At 40.2% G+C, this 20,311-nt stretch carries 15 protein-coding genes and 11 tRNA genes; 22 read left to right on the top strand and 4 right to left on the bottom strand.

Features of this window, described 5'->3' with window-relative positions:
- Nucleotides 1-3 precede the first annotated feature (3 nt).
- Nucleotides 4-933 carry a peptidoglycan DD-metalloendopeptidase family protein gene (locus tag PPBDW_RS02930; protein WP_181950647.1) on the top strand — a complete coding sequence of 310 codons (930 nt, stop codon included), beginning with the start codon at nucleotides 4-6 and terminating at the stop codon, nucleotides 931-933.
- Between the two features lie 89 nt (nucleotides 934-1,022).
- On the top strand, nucleotides 1,023-2,015 hold the full coding sequence (rpoS, locus tag PPBDW_RS02935; protein ID WP_036793334.1) for an RNA polymerase sigma factor RpoS: 993 nt from the start codon (nucleotides 1,023-1,025) through the stop codon (nucleotides 2,013-2,015).
- Nucleotides 2,016-2,148: 133 nt separating this feature from the next.
- Here rpoS and mutS read toward each other — a convergent pair whose 3' ends face one another.
- Nucleotides 2,149-4,728 (bottom strand): DNA mismatch repair protein MutS, encoded by a 2,580-nt coding sequence (gene mutS / locus PPBDW_RS02940; protein ID WP_036793335.1) that lies wholly within the window; start codon nucleotides 4,726-4,728, stop codon nucleotides 2,149-2,151.
- A gap of 211 nt (nucleotides 4,729-4,939) precedes the next feature.
- Here mutS and pncC point away from each other — a divergent pair, with 211 nt between their 5' ends.
- Together pncC and recA are read left to right on the top strand one after the other, a co-directional pair.
- The gene (gene pncC / locus PPBDW_RS02945) at nucleotides 4,940-5,437 is read left to right on the top strand and encodes a nicotinamide-nucleotide amidase (RefSeq protein WP_036793336.1); all 498 of its coding nucleotides are present in this window, start codon (nucleotides 4,940-4,942) and stop codon (nucleotides 5,435-5,437) included.
- A gap of 127 nt (nucleotides 5,438-5,564) precedes the next feature.
- Nucleotides 5,565-6,617 (top strand): recombinase RecA, encoded by a 1,053-nt coding sequence (recA, locus tag PPBDW_RS02950; RefSeq protein WP_036793337.1) that lies wholly within the window; start codon nucleotides 5,565-5,567, stop codon nucleotides 6,615-6,617.
- Nucleotides 6,618-6,723: 106 nt separating this feature from the next.
- On the opposite strand, the gene PPBDW_RS02955 is transcribed toward recA, so the two are convergent.
- The 3 genes from PPBDW_RS02955 to PPBDW_RS02965 are packed head-to-tail and all read right to left on the bottom strand — an operon-like array spanning nucleotide 6,724 to nucleotide 10,241.
- Complete coding sequence (locus PPBDW_RS02955; protein ID WP_036793338.1) at nucleotides 6,724-8,214, bottom strand: hypothetical protein; 1,491 nt, start codon at nucleotides 8,212-8,214, stop codon at nucleotides 6,724-6,726.
- On the bottom strand, nucleotides 8,211-8,948 hold the full coding sequence (locus PPBDW_RS02960; RefSeq protein ID WP_036793339.1) for an SDR family oxidoreductase: 738 nt from the start codon (nucleotides 8,946-8,948) through the stop codon (nucleotides 8,211-8,213). Before PPBDW_RS02960 ends, PPBDW_RS02955 begins: the two co-directional genes overlap by 4 nt.
- 3 nt (nucleotides 8,949-8,951) lie before the next feature.
- Nucleotides 8,952-10,241, bottom strand: coding sequence for an FAD-binding oxidoreductase (locus PPBDW_RS02965; RefSeq protein WP_036793340.1), 1,290 nt, complete (start codon nucleotides 10,239-10,241; stop codon nucleotides 8,952-8,954).
- A 340-nt stretch (nucleotides 10,242-10,581) separates the two neighbouring features.
- Between PPBDW_RS02965 and PPBDW_RS02970 the strand changes: the two genes are divergently transcribed.
- The 18 genes from PPBDW_RS02970 to PPBDW_RS03055 all read left to right on the top strand — a co-directional run bounded on the left by PPBDW_RS02970 (nucleotide 10,582) and on the right by PPBDW_RS03055 (nucleotide 20,299).
- Entirely contained in the window at nucleotides 10,582-11,460 is an 879-nt protein-coding gene (locus tag PPBDW_RS02970; RefSeq protein WP_054261970.1) for a decaprenyl-phosphate phosphoribosyltransferase, read from the top strand.
- 10 nt (nucleotides 11,461-11,470) lie between these two features.
- The gene (locus PPBDW_RS02975) at nucleotides 11,471-11,902 is read left to right on the top strand and encodes a divergent PAP2 family protein (RefSeq protein WP_036793341.1); all 432 of its coding nucleotides are present in this window, start codon (nucleotides 11,471-11,473) and stop codon (nucleotides 11,900-11,902) included.
- 192 nt (nucleotides 11,903-12,094) lie between these two features.
- Nucleotides 12,095-13,324 (top strand): voltage-gated potassium channel protein, encoded by a 1,230-nt coding sequence (kch, locus tag PPBDW_RS02980; protein ID WP_036793342.1) that lies wholly within the window; start codon nucleotides 12,095-12,097, stop codon nucleotides 13,322-13,324.
- A 353-nt stretch (nucleotides 13,325-13,677) separates the two neighbouring features.
- Nucleotides 13,678-16,299, top strand: coding sequence for an alanine--tRNA ligase (gene alaS / locus PPBDW_RS02985; protein ID WP_036793343.1), 2,622 nt, complete (start codon nucleotides 13,678-13,680; stop codon nucleotides 16,297-16,299).
- A 16-nt stretch (nucleotides 16,300-16,315) separates the two neighbouring features.
- Entirely contained in the window at nucleotides 16,316-17,500 is a 1,185-nt protein-coding gene (locus PPBDW_RS02990; protein ID WP_036793344.1) for an aspartate kinase, read from the top strand.
- Nucleotides 17,501-17,586: 86 nt separating this feature from the next.
- A complete protein-coding gene (gene csrA, locus PPBDW_RS02995) occupies nucleotides 17,587-17,784 on the top strand; it encodes a carbon storage regulator CsrA (RefSeq protein ID WP_036793345.1) in 198 nt (65 codons plus the stop codon).
- A gap of 270 nt (nucleotides 17,785-18,054) precedes the next feature.
- Nucleotides 18,055-18,146: transfer RNA gene (locus PPBDW_RS03000), tRNA-Ser, on the top strand.
- Between the two features lie 84 nt (nucleotides 18,147-18,230).
- A tRNA-Arg gene (locus PPBDW_RS03005) sits at nucleotides 18,231-18,307 on the top strand.
- A 67-nt stretch (nucleotides 18,308-18,374) separates the two neighbouring features.
- Nucleotides 18,375-18,466 (top strand) — tRNA-Ser (locus PPBDW_RS03010).
- A 64-nt stretch (nucleotides 18,467-18,530) separates the two neighbouring features.
- Nucleotides 18,531-18,607: transfer RNA gene (locus PPBDW_RS03015), tRNA-Arg, on the top strand.
- A gap of 57 nt (nucleotides 18,608-18,664) precedes the next feature.
- Nucleotides 18,665-18,756: transfer RNA gene (locus PPBDW_RS03020), tRNA-Ser, on the top strand.
- 115 nt (nucleotides 18,757-18,871) lie between these two features.
- Nucleotides 18,872-18,948, top strand: a tRNA-Arg gene (locus PPBDW_RS03025).
- 48 nt (nucleotides 18,949-18,996) lie between these two features.
- Nucleotides 18,997-19,073: transfer RNA gene (locus tag PPBDW_RS03030), tRNA-Arg, on the top strand.
- A gap of 49 nt (nucleotides 19,074-19,122) precedes the next feature.
- Nucleotides 19,123-19,199 (top strand) — tRNA-Arg (locus PPBDW_RS03035).
- A 48-nt stretch (nucleotides 19,200-19,247) separates the two neighbouring features.
- Nucleotides 19,248-19,324, top strand: a tRNA-Arg gene (locus tag PPBDW_RS03040).
- Nucleotides 19,325-19,372: 48 nt separating this feature from the next.
- Nucleotides 19,373-19,449, top strand: a tRNA-Arg gene (locus PPBDW_RS03045).
- 48 nt (nucleotides 19,450-19,497) lie between these two features.
- Nucleotides 19,498-19,574: transfer RNA gene (locus PPBDW_RS03050), tRNA-Arg, on the top strand.
- A gap of 278 nt (nucleotides 19,575-19,852) precedes the next feature.
- Nucleotides 19,853-20,299 (top strand): YqaA family protein, encoded by a 447-nt coding sequence (locus PPBDW_RS03055; protein ID WP_036793346.1) that lies wholly within the window; start codon nucleotides 19,853-19,855, stop codon nucleotides 20,297-20,299.
- Nucleotides 20,300-20,311 lie beyond the last annotated feature (12 nt).

The following is a 20,311-nucleotide window of genomic DNA, read 5'->3' on the forward strand; positions in this document are numbered from 1 at the left end:
CGTATGATAAAAAAAATAATTCAACCTTCTGTGCTAGCAGTAACCTGTGTCGTTCTGCTGTCTGCATGTAGTAGTCATACGCCTGCTCCTGTTTCAAATCTTGCTAAAGATTATTCACAATTACAACGTGGTAGCTTCCATGGCCGCTACTACACCGTTCAAAAAGGCGATACGCTGTATTTTATTTCTTATATGACGGGCCGCGATGTTAAAGATATCGTGAAGCTAAACCGTTTGCCTTATCCTTATACGATTTATCCAGGACAAACGTTAGCTATTCCAACTTCAGATAGTCAAGCCACCGCACCGACACGAACAAATAATGTAGTGGTAACGCCACTGGTAGCTCCATCGGCAACTAAAACGGTAACCCAGACCGTAACTAAACCAGTACAACCTGCCGTTGTCGTCAAACCTGCTGCACAAAAAACAACCAACAAACCAGTTGCGAAGCAAGAAGCAAAAGAGTACTCTGGAAATTCAAAAGTTAACAAACCTGTAACAACCAAGTCGGTAACTAAAGCGCCAGCTAAACCAGTAACTAAACCGACAGCACAAGTTTCAAGTTCAGGCTGGTCTTGGCCGGTGAAAGGTAAAGTGATTACAGGGTTCTCTAACGCTGATAATGGCAATAAAGGTATTGATATTACAGCTGCTCGCGGCACACCTATTCGAGCAACAGCTGCTGGTAAAGTGGTTTATGCTGGTGATGCGTTACGAGGATACGGTAACTTAGTGATCATCAAACACAGTGAAGATTATCTTAGTGCTTATGCGCATAACGATAAAATCTTGGTTAAAGAACAACAATCAGTTAAAGCTGGCCAGGAAATCGCTACTATGGGTAGTTCTGGTGCATCAAGCGTTAGGTTGCACTTTGAAATTCGCTATAAAGGTAAGTCAGTTGATCCAATGCGCTTTCTTCCTAAGTAGCAAGCCATAATAAAAATAGAGAGAAACGTATAAATTAGAAATGACATCATGACGTTGTAATGTCTTTAACTCGCCATCTGGGAGGCGCTATGAGTAGAAGCAGCACAGCCAAAAAACTTGAATCATTGACATTAGATGACAGCATTGAACTTAATAGTTTAGTGGTGCCAACTGATAATAATTCTGATACGTCAGCATCGACAGAAGGTGCTGATATCTCCAAATATGAGACTAGTGCTAAAGCACTTGATGCAACTCAACTTTACCTTGGTGAAATTGGATATTCTCCGTTACTCACCGCTGAAGAAGAAGTGTTGTATGCACGGCGCGCGTTACGTGGCGATGAAGTCTCTCGTAAACGGATGATAGAAAGTAATCTCCGTTTAGTGGTCAAAATATCACGTCGTTATAGTAATCGTGGTTTAGCTTTACTTGATCTGGTTGAAGAAGGCAATTTAGGGCTTATTCGTGCGGTTGAAAAATTTGATCCTGAACGTGGCTTTCGTTTTTCGACTTATGCGACATGGTGGATTCGTCAAACCATTGAGCGAGCGATCATGAATCAGACTCGAACGATTCGGTTACCGATCCATGTTGTCAAAGAGCTTAATGTTTATTTACGTACCGCACGTGAATTAGCCCAAAAACTCGATCATGAGCCAACCGCTGAAGATATTGCGCTGCAACTTGAAAAATCGGTTGATGATGTCAATCGCATGCTGCGCCTTAATGAGCGCGTAAGTTCGGTCGATAACCCTATCGGTGGTGATTCTGACAAGGCATTGTTAGACATTATTCCAGATGAAAAAGGCGGTAGCCCGGAAACATCGACTCAAGATGATGATATTAAGAACTCGATTGTTGATTGGCTTCAAGATCTTAATCCTAAGCAGCGAGAAGTGCTGGCACGTCGATTTGGCTTATTAGGTTATGAGGCATCGACATTAGAAGATGTTGGACGTGAAATTGGTTTAACTCGTGAGCGGGTACGTCAAATTCAAGTTGAAGGTCTACGCCGTTTACGCGATATGTTGACTCATCAAGGGTTAAGTATTGAATCGTTATTTAATCAAGAAATGTAAGCTTGAATATCAATGCTCGCGGTCTTTTTTTGAACTTACTTTTACGCAAGCAAATATCAATCGCATTGAATAAAAAAGGACGCTAAGGCGTCCTTTTTTTATGTGCTTCAAATGAAGTATGCGTTGCTAACTATTACTGCAATAACGCTTTAAGACGATATAGCTCATCTAATGCTTGGCGAGGGGTTAACTCATCAGGGTTAACATTTGCCAGTGCTTCTTCGACTTCACTTGGCTCTGGAATCAAGCTCAGCTGATGTTCTTCGCGTGGCGGTTGTCCTGCAATAGTTGGTTGTTGGGCTTTTTGATGACCAAGTGCTTCTAATTGCTTGAGCTTTATTTTAGCGCGTTTAATAACAGCCTTAGGTACACCAGCAAGGCTAGCAACGGCTAAACCATACGATTTACTCGCAGCTCCTTCTTGAACGCTATGCATAAAGGCAATATTGTCGCCGTGTTCAACCGCATCAAGATGAACATTTGCTAAACCAGAGAGTAATGATGGTAACTCGGTCAATTCAAAATAATGGGTTGCAAACAGTGTCATTGCGGCAATTTTATCTGCTAGCCATTCCGCACTTGCCCAAGCCAGAGATAAACCATCATAGGTACTGGTGCCACGACCAATTTCATCCATTAACACTAGACTGTGCTTAGTGGCATTGTGGAGAATATTGGCCGTTTCTGTCATTTCTACCATAAAGGTTGAGCGGCCAGAGGCGAGATCATCGGATGCTCCAATACGGGTGAAAATACGATCTAGAGGACCAATGGTAACGGCTTCCGCTGGCACAAATGAGCCCACATGTGCCAGTAATGCGATTAAAGCCGTTTGACGCATATAGGTCGATTTACCGCCCATATTAGGGCCCGTAATAATCAACATACGACGATCTTGATGTAATGCAATTGGGTTGGCGATAAATGGTTCACTTAACACTTGCTCAACCACAGGATGACGACCAGCGGTAATATTAATGCCGGTGGTGGTGGTCAATTGTGGACGACAGTAGTTTAAGCTGTCAGCACGTTCGGCTAAGTTGGCTAATACATCTAATTCTGATAATGCACTTGCCGCTAACTGTAGTCGTTCTAAGTGAGGTAACAGTTGATCAAACAGTTCCTCCCACAGTTTTTTCTCAAGTGCTAAAGCTTTTGATTTTGAATTTAGCACTTTATCTTCGTGTTCTTTTAATTCAGGAATAATATAGCGCTCAGCATTTTTTAATGTTTGGCGACGAATATAGTGATCCGGAACTAAGTGACTTTGGCCTCGACTGACTTGAATAAAGAAACCATGAACCTGATTAAAGCCAACTTTCAGACTATCAATGTCGTGACGTTCACGCTCACGGGTTTCAAGGTCGGTTAAATATTGTTTAGCGCCATCGGCTAAATCACGCCATTCATCCAATTCGGCATTATAGCCTGGTGCTAATACGCCACCATCACGAATAATCACCGGTGGGTTTTCAATAATTGCGTGCTCAAGCAATTGGCACAGATCATCCATTGGCGCTGAATGTTGGGCTAACTCGCCAATACGAGCCTGTGGAATCTCTGCTAATAATTGTGCCAGTTCAGGCAAATATTGCATTGCAGTACGCATACGGGCTAAATCACGTGGTCGAGCAGAACGTAAAGCTAATCGCGCTAGAATACGCTCTAAATCACCCATATGACGCAGCACACCAGCAGCATCAACAAACATTCCGCTATCTTTAAAGGCTTCAATCGCATCTAAACGACCATTTAATTGGTGTTGATCGCGAATGGGTTGGTGTAACCAGCGTTTAAGTAAGCGGCTACCCATTGGGGTCGCGGTATGATCTAATACAGCAGCAAGAGTGTTATCAAAACCACCGGCTAAATTTTGGGTTAACTCTAAATTACGGCGAGTCGCGGCATCTAAAATAACGGCGTGATCTTGAGTATCAAGCGTGATCGCGCGAATATGAGGTAGTGCAGTGCGCTGAGTATCTTTGACATATTGCATCAAACAACCCGCAGCACATAAGCCAAGGTTCGCTTTTTCAACCCCAAAGCCGACTAAATCACGCGTACCAAATTGCAACGTCAGTTGTTGGCGTGCGGTTTCTAGTTCAAATTCCCAAATAGGACGACGACGTTTACCCTTAAACGGTTCAACTAAATGTAAAGAGGTGAAATCTTCAGGGTAAAGCAATTCAGCCGGGCTAGTACGTTGTAGTTCGGCCTGCATTTCTTCTTCGGTATTAGGCTCGGTTAACATGAAACGACCCGAGGTAATATCAAGTGTTGCGTAGCCAAATTTATTATTTGCGGTATAAATCGCCGCAATTAAGTTATCACGACGTTCATTAAGCAAGGCTTCATCACTGACTGTACCTGGAGTTACGATACGCACAACTTTGCGTTCAACAGGGCCTTTGCTGGTAGCGGGATCGCCGATCTGTTCACAGATTGCAACGGATACCCCTTGCTGAACTAATTTAGCTAGGTAGCCCTCTACGGCATGGTAAGGCACACCAGCCATTGGAATGGGTTCACCATTGGTCGCGCCACGTTTTGTCAGAGAGATATCAAGTAGTTGTGAAGCTCGCTTGGCATCATCAAAAAACATCTCATAGAAGTCGCCCATGCGGTAGAACAATAGAATATCAGGGTTTTCAGCTTTGATCCGAAGGAACTGCTGCATCATAGGAGTATGTTTTTCTAAGCCTTTTATCGTCACGATATTGCCTACTCTTGCTGGTTCGACGTCGGCCACTTAAGGTAGCTCGACCAAAAATAATGAGCCCTAAGGATACGTGAATCAGCGGATCGGGCAAAGTAGCCATTGGACTTTTTTTATCATCTTTGCAATGGTGATTAACAGGCGTAAAGTTAATGCCAGCGTTTCAATATATTAAACACAGAAAGTAATAACAGGCTTGGAGGCACTCATGGTAGATATCGAACAGTTGGCTGATGAACTCGGTCAAGCATTAAAGGCTAAACAGTGGGTAGTAACCACTGCAGAATCTTGTACTGGTGGTGGTGTTTCGTTTGCTATTACTGATATTCCGGGAAGCTCAGTATGGTTTAATCGTGCTTTTATTACTTATAGCAATGAAGCAAAGAAACAGATGCTCAGTGTTACCGATCAAGCTTTGGTTGAATTCGGTGCAGTAAGTGAGGCGGTGGTATTTGAAATGGCCTGTGGTGCTTTAGCGGCTTCTCGAGCAGATATTAGTGTCGCGATCAGTGGTATTGCTGGTCCTGATGGTGGCAGTGACGAAAAACCCGTCGGAACAGTATGGTTTGCTTGGGCTGATGCGACAGGTTGGCAACAAACACGTAGCTGTTTATTTAGTGGTTCACGCCAACAAGTAAGACAACAAGCAATAGCTGAAGCGCTCTCAGGGTTGATTGAACGCGTAAAGAGTGTGATAGAAGAGTGATCTAATCCTTAAAAAAATGTATTTAACAAAAAAAATTAAACCAGAACTAGACACTGTATGAATAGACAGTATACTAAGTCTCATACCCAGTTAAGTAACTTTATTTTAGCATCCGTTGGAGAGTCGAATGGACGATAATAAGCAAAAGGCTCTTGCCGCAGCGTTAGGCCAGATTGAGAAGCAGTTCGGTAAAGGTTCAATTATGAAATTGGGCGATAACCGTACTATGGATATCGAAACTATCTCAACCGGCTCATTATCACTTGATATAGCATTAGGTGCTGGTGGTTTACCAATGGGACGTATCGTAGAAATCTATGGTCCAGAATCATCAGGTAAAACAACCCTAACACTAGAAACTATTGCCGCGGCTCAAAAAGCAGGTAAGACGTGTGCATTTATTGATGCAGAACACGCACTCGATCCAATTTATGCAGAAAAACTGGGTGTTGATATTAATCAACTTCTTGTTTCTCAACCAGATACTGGTGAGCAAGCATTAGAAATTGTTGATGCATTAGCTCGTTCAGGTGCTGTAGATGTTATCGTTGTCGATTCAGTGGCTGCTCTAACACCAAAAGCTGAAATTGAAGGTGAAATGGGTGATTCCCATATGGGTCTTCAAGCTCGTATGCTGTCGCAAGCAATGCGTAAATTAACTGGTAACCTTAAGCAATCTAACTGTATGTGTATCTTCATTAACCAAATTCGTATGAAGATTGGTGTGATGTTTGGTAACCCAGAAACCACGACTGGTGGTAATGCATTAAAGTTTTATGCTTCTGTTCGTCTTGATATTCGTCGTACTGGCGCTATCAAAGAAGGCGATGAAGTTGTTGGTAACGAAACCCGTATTAAAGTCGTTAAAAATAAAATTGCGGCACCGTTTAAACAAGCGGAAACTCAAATTTTGTATGGCCAAGGTTTTAACCGTAACGGTGAATTAATTGATCTTGGTGTGAAGCATAAATTAGTTGAAAAAGCGGGTGCTTGGTATAGTTACCAAGGTAATAAAATTGGTCAAGGTAAAGCAAACTCTTGTAAATACCTAGTTGAAAATCCTGAGATTGCAACTGAGATCGAAAAGAAATTACGTGATTTACTATTATCACCAGCTGTAGTTGAAACTGATGAAAAAGATGCAGTAAAAGCAGATGTTGAAGACGGTGATGCTTTTTAATTAACGCATTATTTATTACCGTTATATAAATAATAGATATCAACCCAGCCTTTGCGCTGGGTTTTTTGTATATCAATGGCTACCATTAGATAGGATATATTCAGCTTTAGAAGCAAAGTGTATCCCCACCTTTAAAGTTCAAAGTGTCGTTATAAATGATTGCTTGATGCTGTAACAGTACTGTTTTTATTGCTTGATATTTTTCTGAACGTGGGTTGATTGAATATATATCATATCTATTACAATTGGTTTTAGGTGGGGAAATTAGCTGTTTGAACTTATAGAGTAAACTACCACTATTGGTATAGAAAGGAACTAGATACATATTATAATTCATTTCTTTTATCGCTATTAATATATTAGTGCATTGATTATTCCATGATCTTTTTTCCTGGATGCTGTTTTTTATTTTATCCATATAACAATGAGAAACAATGAGGTCATAATTTCCATTTTTTATATCTATAGGCTGGATGAGCTTTTTTGAAAACTGAGGAGTATTTAATCCCCAGCTATCATGAACGGTCCAGTCACTATAATATGCTAAACGTCCTGATTCAGTAACGAGCATGCGGCCATTGATACCATTTAGGTTTTTGGATAAAGCGAAGATATTTTCATTTTTAGAATAGATAATTTGATTGATTACTCTATGAGTTATAGCCGCGGATAGGATGGAAACAAAAAGTACATAGATATACTTCTTTATATTTCCTTCCTTATTTAATAAATATAAGACGCCAAAGAATAATGGGGCGATAAAACGATTGCCTATATTCTGAGATAACATCATCGATGAATAAAATAAAATAGGTATAATTGTTATAAGAATGATTGTAGCTTTATTTTTTGACATGCTTATAACAATAAGCATCGGGATAGCAACTATTGCCACATCTTTTAATGATGAATATGAAAATAGTAGGAGTTCTTTTATTCCGTGTTGCTTAATATAAAAAGGTAATGGTAATAGCTCGTTGAAATAATACATTCGCCATAAAAAATAAACCCCACCGGGTATAATTAAATATTTTAAACTGACTAATAGACGCTCTTTACTCAAAGAAAACCTATTTTCAAATTGATAAAGTAATACTAAAGATGCTCCCCACACCACACCATCAGGCCTAAATAAGCATAGCAGCAGTATACATAAGTGCATGTTTTTATATTTTTTTTGTAAATAAAACTGTAAGCAATATAGATATATAGTTGAAAAAACAATACTACTAAACCCAAATGCTGCAGAATAAATAAATGACGTAATAGTCATTGCGATGAGAATGAAAAATAAATGATTATGTTTACAGAGTAATTTTATAAGTAAATAGAGTGATAATGAGCTAATCATTAATGATGCCGTGTACTCATTTATACCGACAAGATGAAATAAGCTTATTGCGACCATCCATAGAAAATCAGTTGCTCCTTCAATTGGAGTGCCTATATTACCGTATGAGATGACACCAGTATTCGCTAAGGTGTTTGAATATTCATAGAGAATTACAGCATCTTCAGCAGGATGAATAAACAGTAAACTGATTATAAAAAAAAGCCCTGAAAAACATAAAGCCAGCCCAGTTTGTAGTTTGCTCATAAGCGACTCCGATTAAAGAGCTTAGTCGGAATGGACTTAATAATAGCCATGATGATAAACCAGAACCAAGGTACGTAAGAAAATAAGGATTTTGATTCAATGCGTTTTTTTATGATTTTGGCAACATATTCAGGCGATGACCATAAGATACTTTTGGTCAATTCGGTAGTCATTTGAGTATCGACAAAACCGGGCTTTATATCTAGTACATGAACATTTGATTTGGATAATCGTTGCGCTAGCCCTTGTAAGAAGGTGGAAACTAAACTTTTAGCCGCTCCATAAACATAGTTAGATTGGCGTCCTCTATCTCCAGCCACGCTGCTGATCACGGTGATATTACCGTCTTGTTGTTTTTCCATCTTATTCGCGATCGGGGTTAAGATGGAGATTATACTACTTGCGTTGATTGTGAGTTGTTGTAGTGTTTGTGAGGCTGAAGATTGACATTCGGCTTGATTTGATAAACTGCCATGAGCAATAAAGATACAATCAATATGGTTAAAATATTTAAAGATATCATTGATAAGTTGATGGTGAGAGGTGATCTTTTCAGCAGCAAATAGAGCGGTTGATACAGATTGAGCACCACGGATCTGTAAGTCTTGAGCAATAATCGATAGTTTTTGTTGATCACGAGCAAGTAAATATAAGTTATCACCGTCATTGGCATGTAGCCGCGCAACGTGTTGGGCAATTGTTGAAGTAGCACCAAAAATAACAATGTTTTTCACGGCTTATAGCCCTATACGCAGAGATTGTAGAGATTGGAACACCTTGTCGGCTTGGTAGTGTTGGCGTATTGCTTGAAAAGACGTCCATTGGGGGTAGCCGGCTTTAAACATCTTTTCTGACATGCGGACATCTTTTGATAAATATAACCTCCCGTTAAGTTTGGTGACGATTGCATCTAATTCATCGAGTAATGCTAGTACTTTGGGGGTTAGCTTAAAATCTAATGCCAACGTGTAGCCTTCTATTGGAAAAGAGAGATAGTTGGCATTTTTTTTACCAAATAGTTTTAGTACCGCCAGTAATGAGTTTTGCTTTGAGTTGGACACTGTCGTTAATATTTCGGTTAATCCATTAATACCTGCCGACTTTGGGATCACAAATTGATATTGCGTAAATCCTTTTTTTCCATAGATGTTGTTCCAATTACGAATACTATCTAATGGATAAAAAAATGGGTCGTAGTGTACTGTTGCGGTGGTTTCTTGATGGCGAACTCGTCGAAAATAGAGTGCGTTAAATATTTTAATTGTATGTGGATTTAACAACGTAGTAGGGAAATAAAAGGGAATGGTGAATTTACTTTTTTGATGGGTAGTTAATGGACCTGTTTCTGCGTGTTCCCCCAAGATTAATAAAGAGCGGCCTAAACTTTCGCCTGTTGCAGAACAATCAATCCATGCTACAGAATAGGTATAATGTTTATTCGTTTCAAATAAGCTCAAAAGTTGTTTTAGGTTATTGGATTTTATGGTTTTTTGTTTGATATAGGCACTTTTTATTGGGAGTAAGTGAAAAGAAACCGATAAAATAATGCCTGTTAGCCCCATTCCGCCACAGGTTGCGTAAAACAAGTTGGAATAGTTGCTACGAGAGCATTTTAAAATGCCTGAGTTGACCGTTAATAGTTCGAAAGATTGTACATGGTCGCTAAAGCAACCTGAAATATGGTGATTTTTGCCATGCACATCACTTGCAATTGCTCCGCCAACTGTTACAAATTTAGTGCCAGGTGTGACTGGTAGAAACCAGCCTTTGGGGACAAAGTATTGCAAAATAGCCTCAAGTGAGACACCTGCATTACAGGTCAGTAGTCCCGTTTCGGAGTCAAAAGACTGAAAATAGTCTAATTTATGACAGTCTATTATATGAGCAGATAATGCACTATCGCCATAGCTACGGCCTAAACCTCGAGCAATAGTATGAGGTTGAAGCGCGATTGTTTGAGATTTAAATTGTAGGTAATTAACCGTGGCATCAATATAAGGATATTTACCCCAACTGGTTATGTTCATGACGAGTGTTTTCCATATATAAAATAGTCTCACCTAAAACCAATGTGATTAAAAATCTTTAATACAGGTACTGCTTTAAACTATCGTTTATTGAATATAGTTATTGATTAAAGAATAATTGTATTAAGATTGATATTTTATTATATATATATGAAAGCGTTAATTTTCATATAAGTGAGACATTAAATTATATCTTGTAGGCTACACTTGATTTTACAGTTTTATTTGTTTCATATAAATAAATGGCTGTTGCTATGTTTAAGTGAGCATTAGTCTCATTGTTTTAATAACATCCCCATTAATGTTGTTTGATTAATATATCGTATTATTGGGTTTTTAAATGAATGTGATCAATAAGATAATTTTACTTTTTAGACAATTCTCATTTTTTAAATTTATAAAGTTAATGAGGCCTAAGCATTGGGTTAAGAATTTTTTTGTTCTCGCGCCTGTTATTTTTTCTGGATTATTAGATAGTAAAGTTGCAATAGTTGATGCATTTTTGGCAATGGTATTATTTTGTATAGCGTCATCTGTTACTTATGTTTTTAATGATTATATGGATATTGAAAGCGATCGTCAGCATCCAATTAAATCCCAAAGACCTTTAGCTTCTGGTGATGTTTCAAAACAAGCTGCGATTATTTTAATCTGTATATTATATAGTGTTATTATTGTCTTAGGGATGTTTAACAAAAATGTTTTTAGTGTTGTTGTTAGCTATATTTTATTAAATATAGCTTATAGTCTATATCTTAAACATCAACCCGTTCTTGATATTTTTACGATTGCTATTGGCTTTGTTTTACGTGTTTATGCAGGAGCTGTTGCAATCCAGGTTCCATTATCGGCATGGATGTTTATAACAACCTTCTCATTAGCTTTATTTCTTGCTTCGATTAAGCGCCGTCAAGAGATCCTTAAAAGTAATGCTATAAGCCGTAATGTTTTACGTTTTTATACCGTGCCGTTGATGAACCGATATGCTGAGATGTCATCTATTTGTGCATTACTATTTTATAGTTTGTTTGTTATATCAGTAAATACTGAGATGGTTATTACTATTCCTTTTGTTATTTTTGGATTATATCGATATTGGTTTGTCGTCGAAGGTAATGGGAGAGGGGAATCGCCAGCAGATGTTTTATTTGAGGACTATCAATTACAATTATCTATTCTGTTATGGGTTGCATCTTGTATTTATATAATATGGATCTAAAGAGGGATTAATGGATTTTAGTTATTTGATTACGCCATTTTTTACATGGCTAGTTGCTGGCTGTAGTAAGTTTTTAATTAACTCAATAAAATCTAGGCAATTAGCCTTTAAATTAATTGGTTATGGCGGGTTACCGAGTAATCATACTAGTATTGTTTGTAGTGTGGCTGCTCTTATTGCATTAAAAGATGGCATTGATACTCCAGCCTTTGGGGTGGCGGTTGGTTTAGCATTTATTGTTATGCTTGATGCAAACGGCTTGCGGCAGAAAATGGCTCAACATGCAGTGATGATTAATCTATTGAACCGAGGAACTGCTTCCCCTCAGTTACGAGAGCAGATCGGGCACACTCGGTTAGAAATTTTTGCTGGAATGATAACGGGCATGGGTTGTGCTTGGGTGGTAAATCTTTTTCTTCCTCTTATTATTATTTCCTCATAGCCTGATATATTGTTTTGTATGTGAATATTAACAATGCGATGAAGTGGCTTTCTTAGTAAAATGCTAAGGTACTTGATAGAATTATTCTAACTCCCCGCGCTATCGGTCGCTTTCCTTTAGTCAGTCAATCAGAGTTAAGGGCTTAGTTTTATCGTCATGGAATAAGCACATACTTAGGTTAATCATACTGTAATGAAAGAACATTATTCGTTTATACATTGGATGGCGAACACCATTCGACGGTTTACCAAGTGGCTTTATACTCTGCGTCATATTTTTGTGGCTTTGTTTGTCTTAGGTAACAGCGGACTTATTTTTCATACGATTTATGGTTTGCCGATTGATCTGTTTACGTTGTTCAATGTTCGAGATTACGAGCAAATTAATACCAGCTTTTTAACCAATGCTCCTTACTTTATGTTGGGGGTGTTTATTGTTATGAGTTCGGTAGGGCTTTTTTTTAGAGCCAGAATTTCATGGATGATCAGTTTTACGTTAATGCTGATCAATATATTTTATACCGCTCATATTCACCCTCAGCAAACCCATAATATTCACTATGGTATCGCATCATTAGTGTTGTTATTTATGGTGCGTAAATACTTTTCGAAAAGCAGTGTTGCCGCAGGTAGTATCTTTGCGTTAATTAGTGTTATTACTTTATTATTAACATCAACTTATGGCGCATTATATTTTGGTGATGGATTTAATCCTAAAATAACTAGTTTATTAACAGCGTTTTATTATGCGATAGAAACCATGTCTACCGTTGGATATGGTGATATTGTTCCAGTGTCTGAACCCGCTCGATTGTTTACTATTTCGGTTATTGTGTCAGGCATCACAGTCTTTGCCACTTCGGCAACGTCAGTGTTAGGCCCTGTTGTTCATAGTGGTTTTGAACGACTTGTTAAAGGTAATAGCAAAAAAATGGATCGTACTAATCACTTTATAATTTGTGGCTTATCAAGCCTAGCCGTTAATACCATCAAGCAACTAACGGAGCGCAAGCAGCCGATTACGGTTATTGTTTCACCGCGAATACAGCAAGTGGCTAAAGACCAATTAGAAGGACTAGATGTTGTTGTTGGTGACTACAGTGATGGCTCCATCTTAACTCAAGCTGGGGTAATGAATGCCAAAGCTGTCTTGGCTCTTAGTGATGATGATGCCGATAATGCATTTATTGTGTTATCAGCAATTGAATTAGCCAGCTCTGCCCGTACTGTAGCACTGGTGAATGAAAGCAAAAATATCAATAAAGTAAAAAGTGTTAATCCTGACATTGTTATTTCACCGCAGCAATTTGCGAGTGATATTCTAGCGCGAGTATTAAACGGTGAGAGTATAGATAGTGATTCTATAGTGGCGTCGCTATTACATTCCGTACAAGGGCTATCAGATAAAGAAATTAATAAATAATATTGATGCATTTGTTCAAAAAAGCCACCAATGTTGTGCGCATCGGTGGCAACTAAATTTTAATTAATCGCCATCATTGACGATAGTTCATATGTTATATGAATAGTTTACAAGGGGGTTGAGCTTTCATTGGCTATATAAAGGATGATTATTTGATACATTTTGCCACATATCATTTCCCGTAATAGCTACCGTTGTTTTACAATAGCCCCCAAAAAATTTATCTTAGCTTTATTACTAGATGGTAATTGTTCACAAAGCCTTGTGGTTTAAGGCGTCAACGGTTACCGAAGAAAATCACCTCGAGGTGCTTTTCTGTCTTTCTATTTCAAGCATTAATTCAGGATTTGCCAATGTACATGAGCACTGATGAGATTCGCTGCGCGTATCTTGCGTTTTTCGAGAGCAAAGGCCACCAGATCGTGGAAAGCTCATCTCTTGTACCTGCGAATGACCCAACGTTGTTATTCACTAACGCAGGTATGAACCAGTTTAAAGATACATTCCTAGGTCTTGAAAAGCGTAACTATACACGTGCGACAAGCGCTCAGCGTTGTGTTCGTGCGGGTGGTAAACATAACGACCTTGAAAATGTAGGCTTTACAGCCCGTCACCATACTTTCTTTGAAATGCTAGGTAACTTCAGCTTCGGCGATTACTTCAAGCATGATGCGATTGGTTATGCGTGGGAGTTTCTAACTAAAGAGCTTCAACTGCCTGAAGATCGTTTAGTGGTTACTATCTATGAAAGCGATGATGAAGCGTTTGAAATTTGGAATAAAGAAATTGGTATTCCAGCTGATCGCATCGTTCGTATTGGTGACAATAAAGGAGCTCCGTTTGCTTCAGATAACTTCTGGCAAATGGGTGACACTGGTCCTTGTGGTCCATGTACTGAAATTTTCTATGATCACGGCGATCATATCTGGGGTGGCCGTCCTGGTACGCCAGAAGAAGATGGTGACCGTTTCATTGAGATCTGGAATAACGTATTTATGCAGTTCAACCGTCAGGCTGACGGCACAATGGAACCGCTACCTAAGCCATCTGTAGATACAGGTATGGGTATTGAGCGTATTGCTGCAATCATGCAAGGCGTACACTCAAACTACGAAATCGATATTTTCCAAACGCTAATTAAAGAAGCTGCTGCTGTTATTGGTTATGACGATTTGTCTAATCAATCACTACGCGTTGTAGCTGACCATATCCGTTCTTGTGCTTTCCTTATTGCTGATGGTGTGATGCCATCAAACGAAGGCCGTGGTTATGTATTACGTCGTATTATTCGTCGTGCAGTACGCCACGGAAACAAGTTAGGTGCACAAGGCGTGTTCTTCTACAAACTTGTAGGTCCATTAGCTGAGATCATGGGCACCGCAGGTGTTGAGCTTAAAGCACAACAAGAACTTGTAGAGAAAGTATTAAAGATTGAAGAAGATAACTTTAGCCGCACCCTTGAGCGTGGTCTGACTATTCTTAATGAAGCGTTAGATAATATCGACGGCAATGTACTTGACGGTGAAACGGTATTTAAACTTTATGATACTTACGGTTTCCCAGCTGATTTAACTAATGACGTTGCTCGAGAGCGTGGTTTCTCAATCGATGAAGATGGTTTTGAAACAGCAATGGCAGCGCAACGTCAACGTGCACGTGACGCGGGTAACTTTGGTGTTGACTACAATGACGCCATTAAAGTTGATGCTGAAACAGAATTCTGTGGCTACAGTTCGACTGATGGCGAAGGTGTGATTGTGGCGTTATACCGTGATGGTAACGCTGTTGATAGCATCAATGCTGGTGAAAACGCATTAGTTGTATTATCAAACACACCATTCTACGCAGAATCAGGTGGTCAATGTGGCGATAGCGGTTTACTAACAGCTGAAGGTGTAGTGTTTAACGTTGCTGATACGCAAAAGTTTGGCGCTGCAACCGGTCATAAAGGCCAACTAGTTGAAGGTTCGCTAACAGTAGGTCAGCAATTAACAGCAGCTGTTGATTCTGAGCGTCGTCAAGCGATTAGCCTTAACCACTCAGCGACACACTTAATGCATGCAGCACTGCGTACTATTTTAGGTGATCATGTTTCTCAGAAAGGTTCATTAGTAAAAGCGGATAGCCTTCGTTTTGACTTCTCAAACTTAGAAGCAGTTAAACCTGAGCAATTACGTGCTGTTGAGAATATGGTGAACGATCAAATTCGTGCTAACCATAGTATCGATACTAACATCATGGATATCGAAGCTGCGAAAGCAAAAGGCGCGATGGCATTATTTGGTGAGAAGTATGATGACCAAGTGCGCGTATTAAGCATGGGTGATTTCTCAACTGAACTTTGTGGTGGTGTGCACGCAACACGTACTGGTGATATCGGTTTATTTAAGATTTTATCTGAAAGTGGTATTGCTGCTGGTATTCGTCGTATTGAAGCGGTGACAGGCGCTGGCGCAATTGCTGCGATGCACACTGAAGATATGATGCTAGCGAAAACAGCGCGTTTAGTGAAATCTGATGTAGCTTCTGTGGTTAGCAAGGTTGATGCACTAGTATCACACAGCAAACAACTAGAAAAAGAAATTCAGCAGTTAAAAGATAAGCTTGCCGCACAAGAAGGTGCGAGCTTGATCAATAAAGCACAACAAATCAATGGCGTTAACGTATTAATCGCTAAGCTTGATGGTGCTGATAACAAAGCACTTCGTGGCATGGTTGATGAATTGAAAAATCAATTAGGTAGCGGTGTGGTGCTATTAGGTAATGTTAGCGATGGCAAAGTGGGCTTAATCGCTGGTGTAACCAAAGATTTAATTGGCAAAGTAAAAGCAGGTGAACTAGTTAATTTAGTTGCACTGCAAGTTGGCGGTAAGGGCGGTGGTCGTCCAGATATGGCGCAAGCTGGTGGTACTGACGCAGCAGCATTGCCTGCAGCATTAGACACTGTTGCACCATGGCTTGCTGACAAACTGTAATCACTGGAGAGGTAATGTGGCACTATTAGTGCAGAAATTTGGTGGTACATCGGTCGGTAGTATTGAGCGAATAGAAGCTGTTGCTGAGCGAGTAATAAAAGCCAGCCAGTGTGGCCACCAAGTTGTTGTTGTCTTGTCTGCAATGGCTGGTGAGACTAATCGTTTGTTAGGCTTAGCTAAGCAGATTGATGCTGTACCTACTCCACGTGAGCTTGATGTTTTACTTGCAGCGGGTGAGCAGGTGTCAATTGCCTTGTTGGCTATGGCGTTGAATAAACGGGGCTATAGCGCAATTTCATTGACGGCAGATCAAGTTGTTATCCACACTGATAGCAACTTCAATAATGCCACTATCGATGAAGTTGAAACCCAGCATATGACCACATTACTTGGCCAAGGCAACATTGTTGTCGTGGCCGGTTTCCAAGGACGTGACATTGATGGCAATGTCACAACCTTAGGACGTGGTGGGTCAGATACTACTGCGGTTGCTATTGCTAGTGCACTTAAGGCCGATGAGTGCCAGATCTTTACTGATGTTGATGGAGTGTATTCTACCGATCCAAGAATTGTACCAACTGCAGCCCGTTTGGATGTTATTCATTTTGATTACATGACTTGCATGGCGCGCCTAGGGGCAAAAGTGCTACAATTACAGTCTGTAGAGTATGCGTGCCAACATCGCGTTCCATTACGTGTTCTTTCTTCGTTTGAAGAAGGGCAGGGAACGTTAGTGAATTTCGATGTAATGAGTAATCAGAGCATCATTGGCGTTGCGCTCCAAAGGCAGCAAATTTTAGTTAATATTGCACTACCAGCAACTGTTCTTAATGAGCAGTTGGACCTATATGGTTTGACAGCTTGGAATTTATCAACTAATTCTAGTGATGACACATCACAAATCGTTATTTCTAATGATGATTTAGCGCGTTTAAGGCTAGTGTTTGATAGTAAAATGCGCCATATTGGTATGGTCTCTATACTTTCTTTGATAGGAAAGGATATTCAGCAACATTTGAAGTATATTCAAATGGTACTGCAAGAGGCTGGCATTACAGTGCATACATATCAGGGCGATAAGAAATGTTTGTCTTTATTGATTAATGAAGATGATCATCTCGCAGCTGTTGATTTAATCCATGAAAAATTTGTGGTCGATAGCCAGTATTTAGGTAATCTATCGCATCTTGCTGTTTCTTGAGCCACGGCTATTTACGAAATTGTGAATTTTATTGGATAAAAAACGTTAAATTCTTATAAGACTGAGATTACTCAAGGAGCACTCGAATGCTAATTTTAACACGTCGTGTAGGTGAAACTCTAATGATCGGTGACGAAGTAACGGTTACTGTTCTTGGGGTTAAGGGAAATCAGGTACGTATTGGTGTTAATGCACCTAAAGAAGTATCTGTTCACCGTGAAGAAATTTATATGCGAATTCAAGCAGAAAAAGAAGCTGGTACTCCGAGTACTGGTAACTACTAATTCGAAGAGGGCTAGGATAATTATCCTGGCCTTTTTTGTGTCTGTAGAAAAGCGACACCTTGGTCGTTACGATTAAATGCAGATCAAAGCTCATATTTTTTGTAAGCTTCAGAGACGATGATCTGTCTCGAAAAATGAATATTTCATCACTTACGTTGTATTAATTATCGCATTGCTTACTAAGTGTGCATTCGTGCGGCGAGTGTTGGTTTTTATCAATAAAGTGTTTGACTTATTTTTGGCTAACAGTAATATGTGCCTCCACAACGTGGTGAGGTGGCCGAGAGGCTGAAGGCGCTCCCCTGCTAAGGGAGTATACGGTTTATCCCGTATCGAGGGTTCGAATCCCTCCTTCACCGCCATTATTTTTTAATGGATATTGTGAACGCTTTCTTATTGATTTAATTATCTTAATTTGGGATAATAGAACGGTAGTAAAGCACAGTGCGCGCGTAGCTCAGCTGGATAGAGTACCTGGCTACGAACCAGGCGGTCGGAGGTTCGAATCCTCCCGCGCGCACCATTATTTAAGCAATGAGTCATGTTAGCTTTAGCCGCTAGTATAACTTATTACTTGCACCGAATTGTGTGGTGAGGTGGCCGAGAGGCTGAAGGCGCTCCCCTGCTAAGGGAGTATACGGTTTATCCCGTATCGAGGGTTCGAATCCCTCCTTCACCGCCATTCTTTATTGATGGCAACGATGTTGATATCAATATGGTGTTTTCTTTAGCAAGAAACACCCAGTGCGCGCGTAGCTCAGCTGGATAGAGTACCTGGCTACGAACCAGGCGGTCGGAGGTTCGAATCCTCCCGCGCGCACCATTATTTAAGCGATGAGTTAATTGTAATAGTTAACTTGTTACTTATACCAATTTGTGTGGTGAGGTGGCCGAGAGGCTGAAGGCGCTCCCCTGCTAAGGGAGTATACGGTTTATCCCGTATCGAGGGTTCGAATCCCTCCTTCACCGCCATTCTTTTGCAAGTTGTTAAAAATTACCGCAAGGTAAGGTTTGACGATTGCACTATTCCTTTTTATAGCTAAAAGGAATTGTTTCTAGCAAGATATTGTCTTAAAAGAAACACAGTGCGCGCGTAGCTCAGCTGGATAGAGTACCTGGCTACGAACCAGGCGGTCGGAGGTTCGAATCCTCCCGCGCGCACCATCATTTAAAGTAATAGACCTCAATGTCTGTTGTTGTAACAAATTTAGTGCGCGCGTAGCTCAGCTGGATAGAGTACCTGGCTACGAACCAGGCGGTCGGAGGTTCGAATCCTCCCGCGCGCACCATCATTTAAAGTAATAGACCTCAATGTCTGTTGTTGCAACAAAATTTAGTGCGCGCGTAGCTCAGCTGGATAGAGTACCTGGCTACGAACCAGGCGGTCGGAGGTTCGAATCCTCCCGCGCGCACCATCATTTAAAGTAATAGACCTCAATGTCTGTTGTTGTAACAAATTTAGTGCGCGCGTAGCTCAGCTGGATAGAGTACCTGGCTACGAACCAGGCGGTCGGAGGTTCGAATCCTCCCGCGCGCACCATCATTTAAAGTAATAGACCTTAATGTCTGTTGTTATAACAAATTTAGTGCGCGCGTAGCTCAGCTGGATAGAGTACTTGGCTACGAACCAGGCGGTCGGAGGTTCGAATCCTCCCGCGCGCACCATCATTTAAAGCAATAGACCTTAATGTCTGTTGTTATAACAAATTTAGTGCGCGCGTAGCTCAGCTGGATAGAGTACTTGGCTACGAACCAGGCGGTCGGAGGTTCGAATCCTCCCGCGCGCACCATCATTTAAAAGCTCAGCTTAAGCTGGGCTTTTTTTATATCCCCATTTTAGTCTCGATTCCATTTCTTTGTTGTTTGATCATAATTCTCCTGCCTATAACATCAATATGTTGTTTTTAATTTCCTCGTCGTAACTATTCTCAGTGTTAAATAAAAGATTAAATAACAGATTATTAACAGGCTTGGTATTATTATCAAAACCGAATAATTTGTACTATTGTAGCTAGGGTTTCGAGCTGCATTACGGCTTTAAAGCATCAATTTATGAGATAACAGCTTGATGACAGAATTAATGAACGGCGATCTTGGATTATGGGTATTATTTGCGACTGGTTTTTTAAGCGCGACTTTATTACCTGGTGGTTCTGAGGCTAATTTCATTGCCGCTTTAAAAATGGGTGATAACCCTGTTTGGCAAATTGTGGCGGTGGTGACAATAGGCAATACTCTTGGTGGGCTGACTAATTATTGGCTTGGCTTGTTGCTGCCAGATAAAACGGCAGAGAATAAGCAAAGTAATAAAGCATTATTGTGGCTAAAGAAATATGGTTACTGGAGTTTATTATTAAGTTGGATGCCACTTATTGGTGATCCATTATGCTTAGCTGCTGGATGGTTACGTATGCGTTTTTGGTGGTGTGCTACCGCCATTTTTATTGGGAAAATGATCCGCTATGTTGCTTTAGCCGTGATTGTGTTAGGGCTATTTCCCGGATTATCAGTGTAAGGAATATATTAA

Source organism: Photobacterium kishitanii (assembly GCF_000613045.3).
GTDB classification, from domain to species: Bacteria; Pseudomonadota; Gammaproteobacteria; order Enterobacterales; family Vibrionaceae; genus Photobacterium; species Photobacterium kishitanii.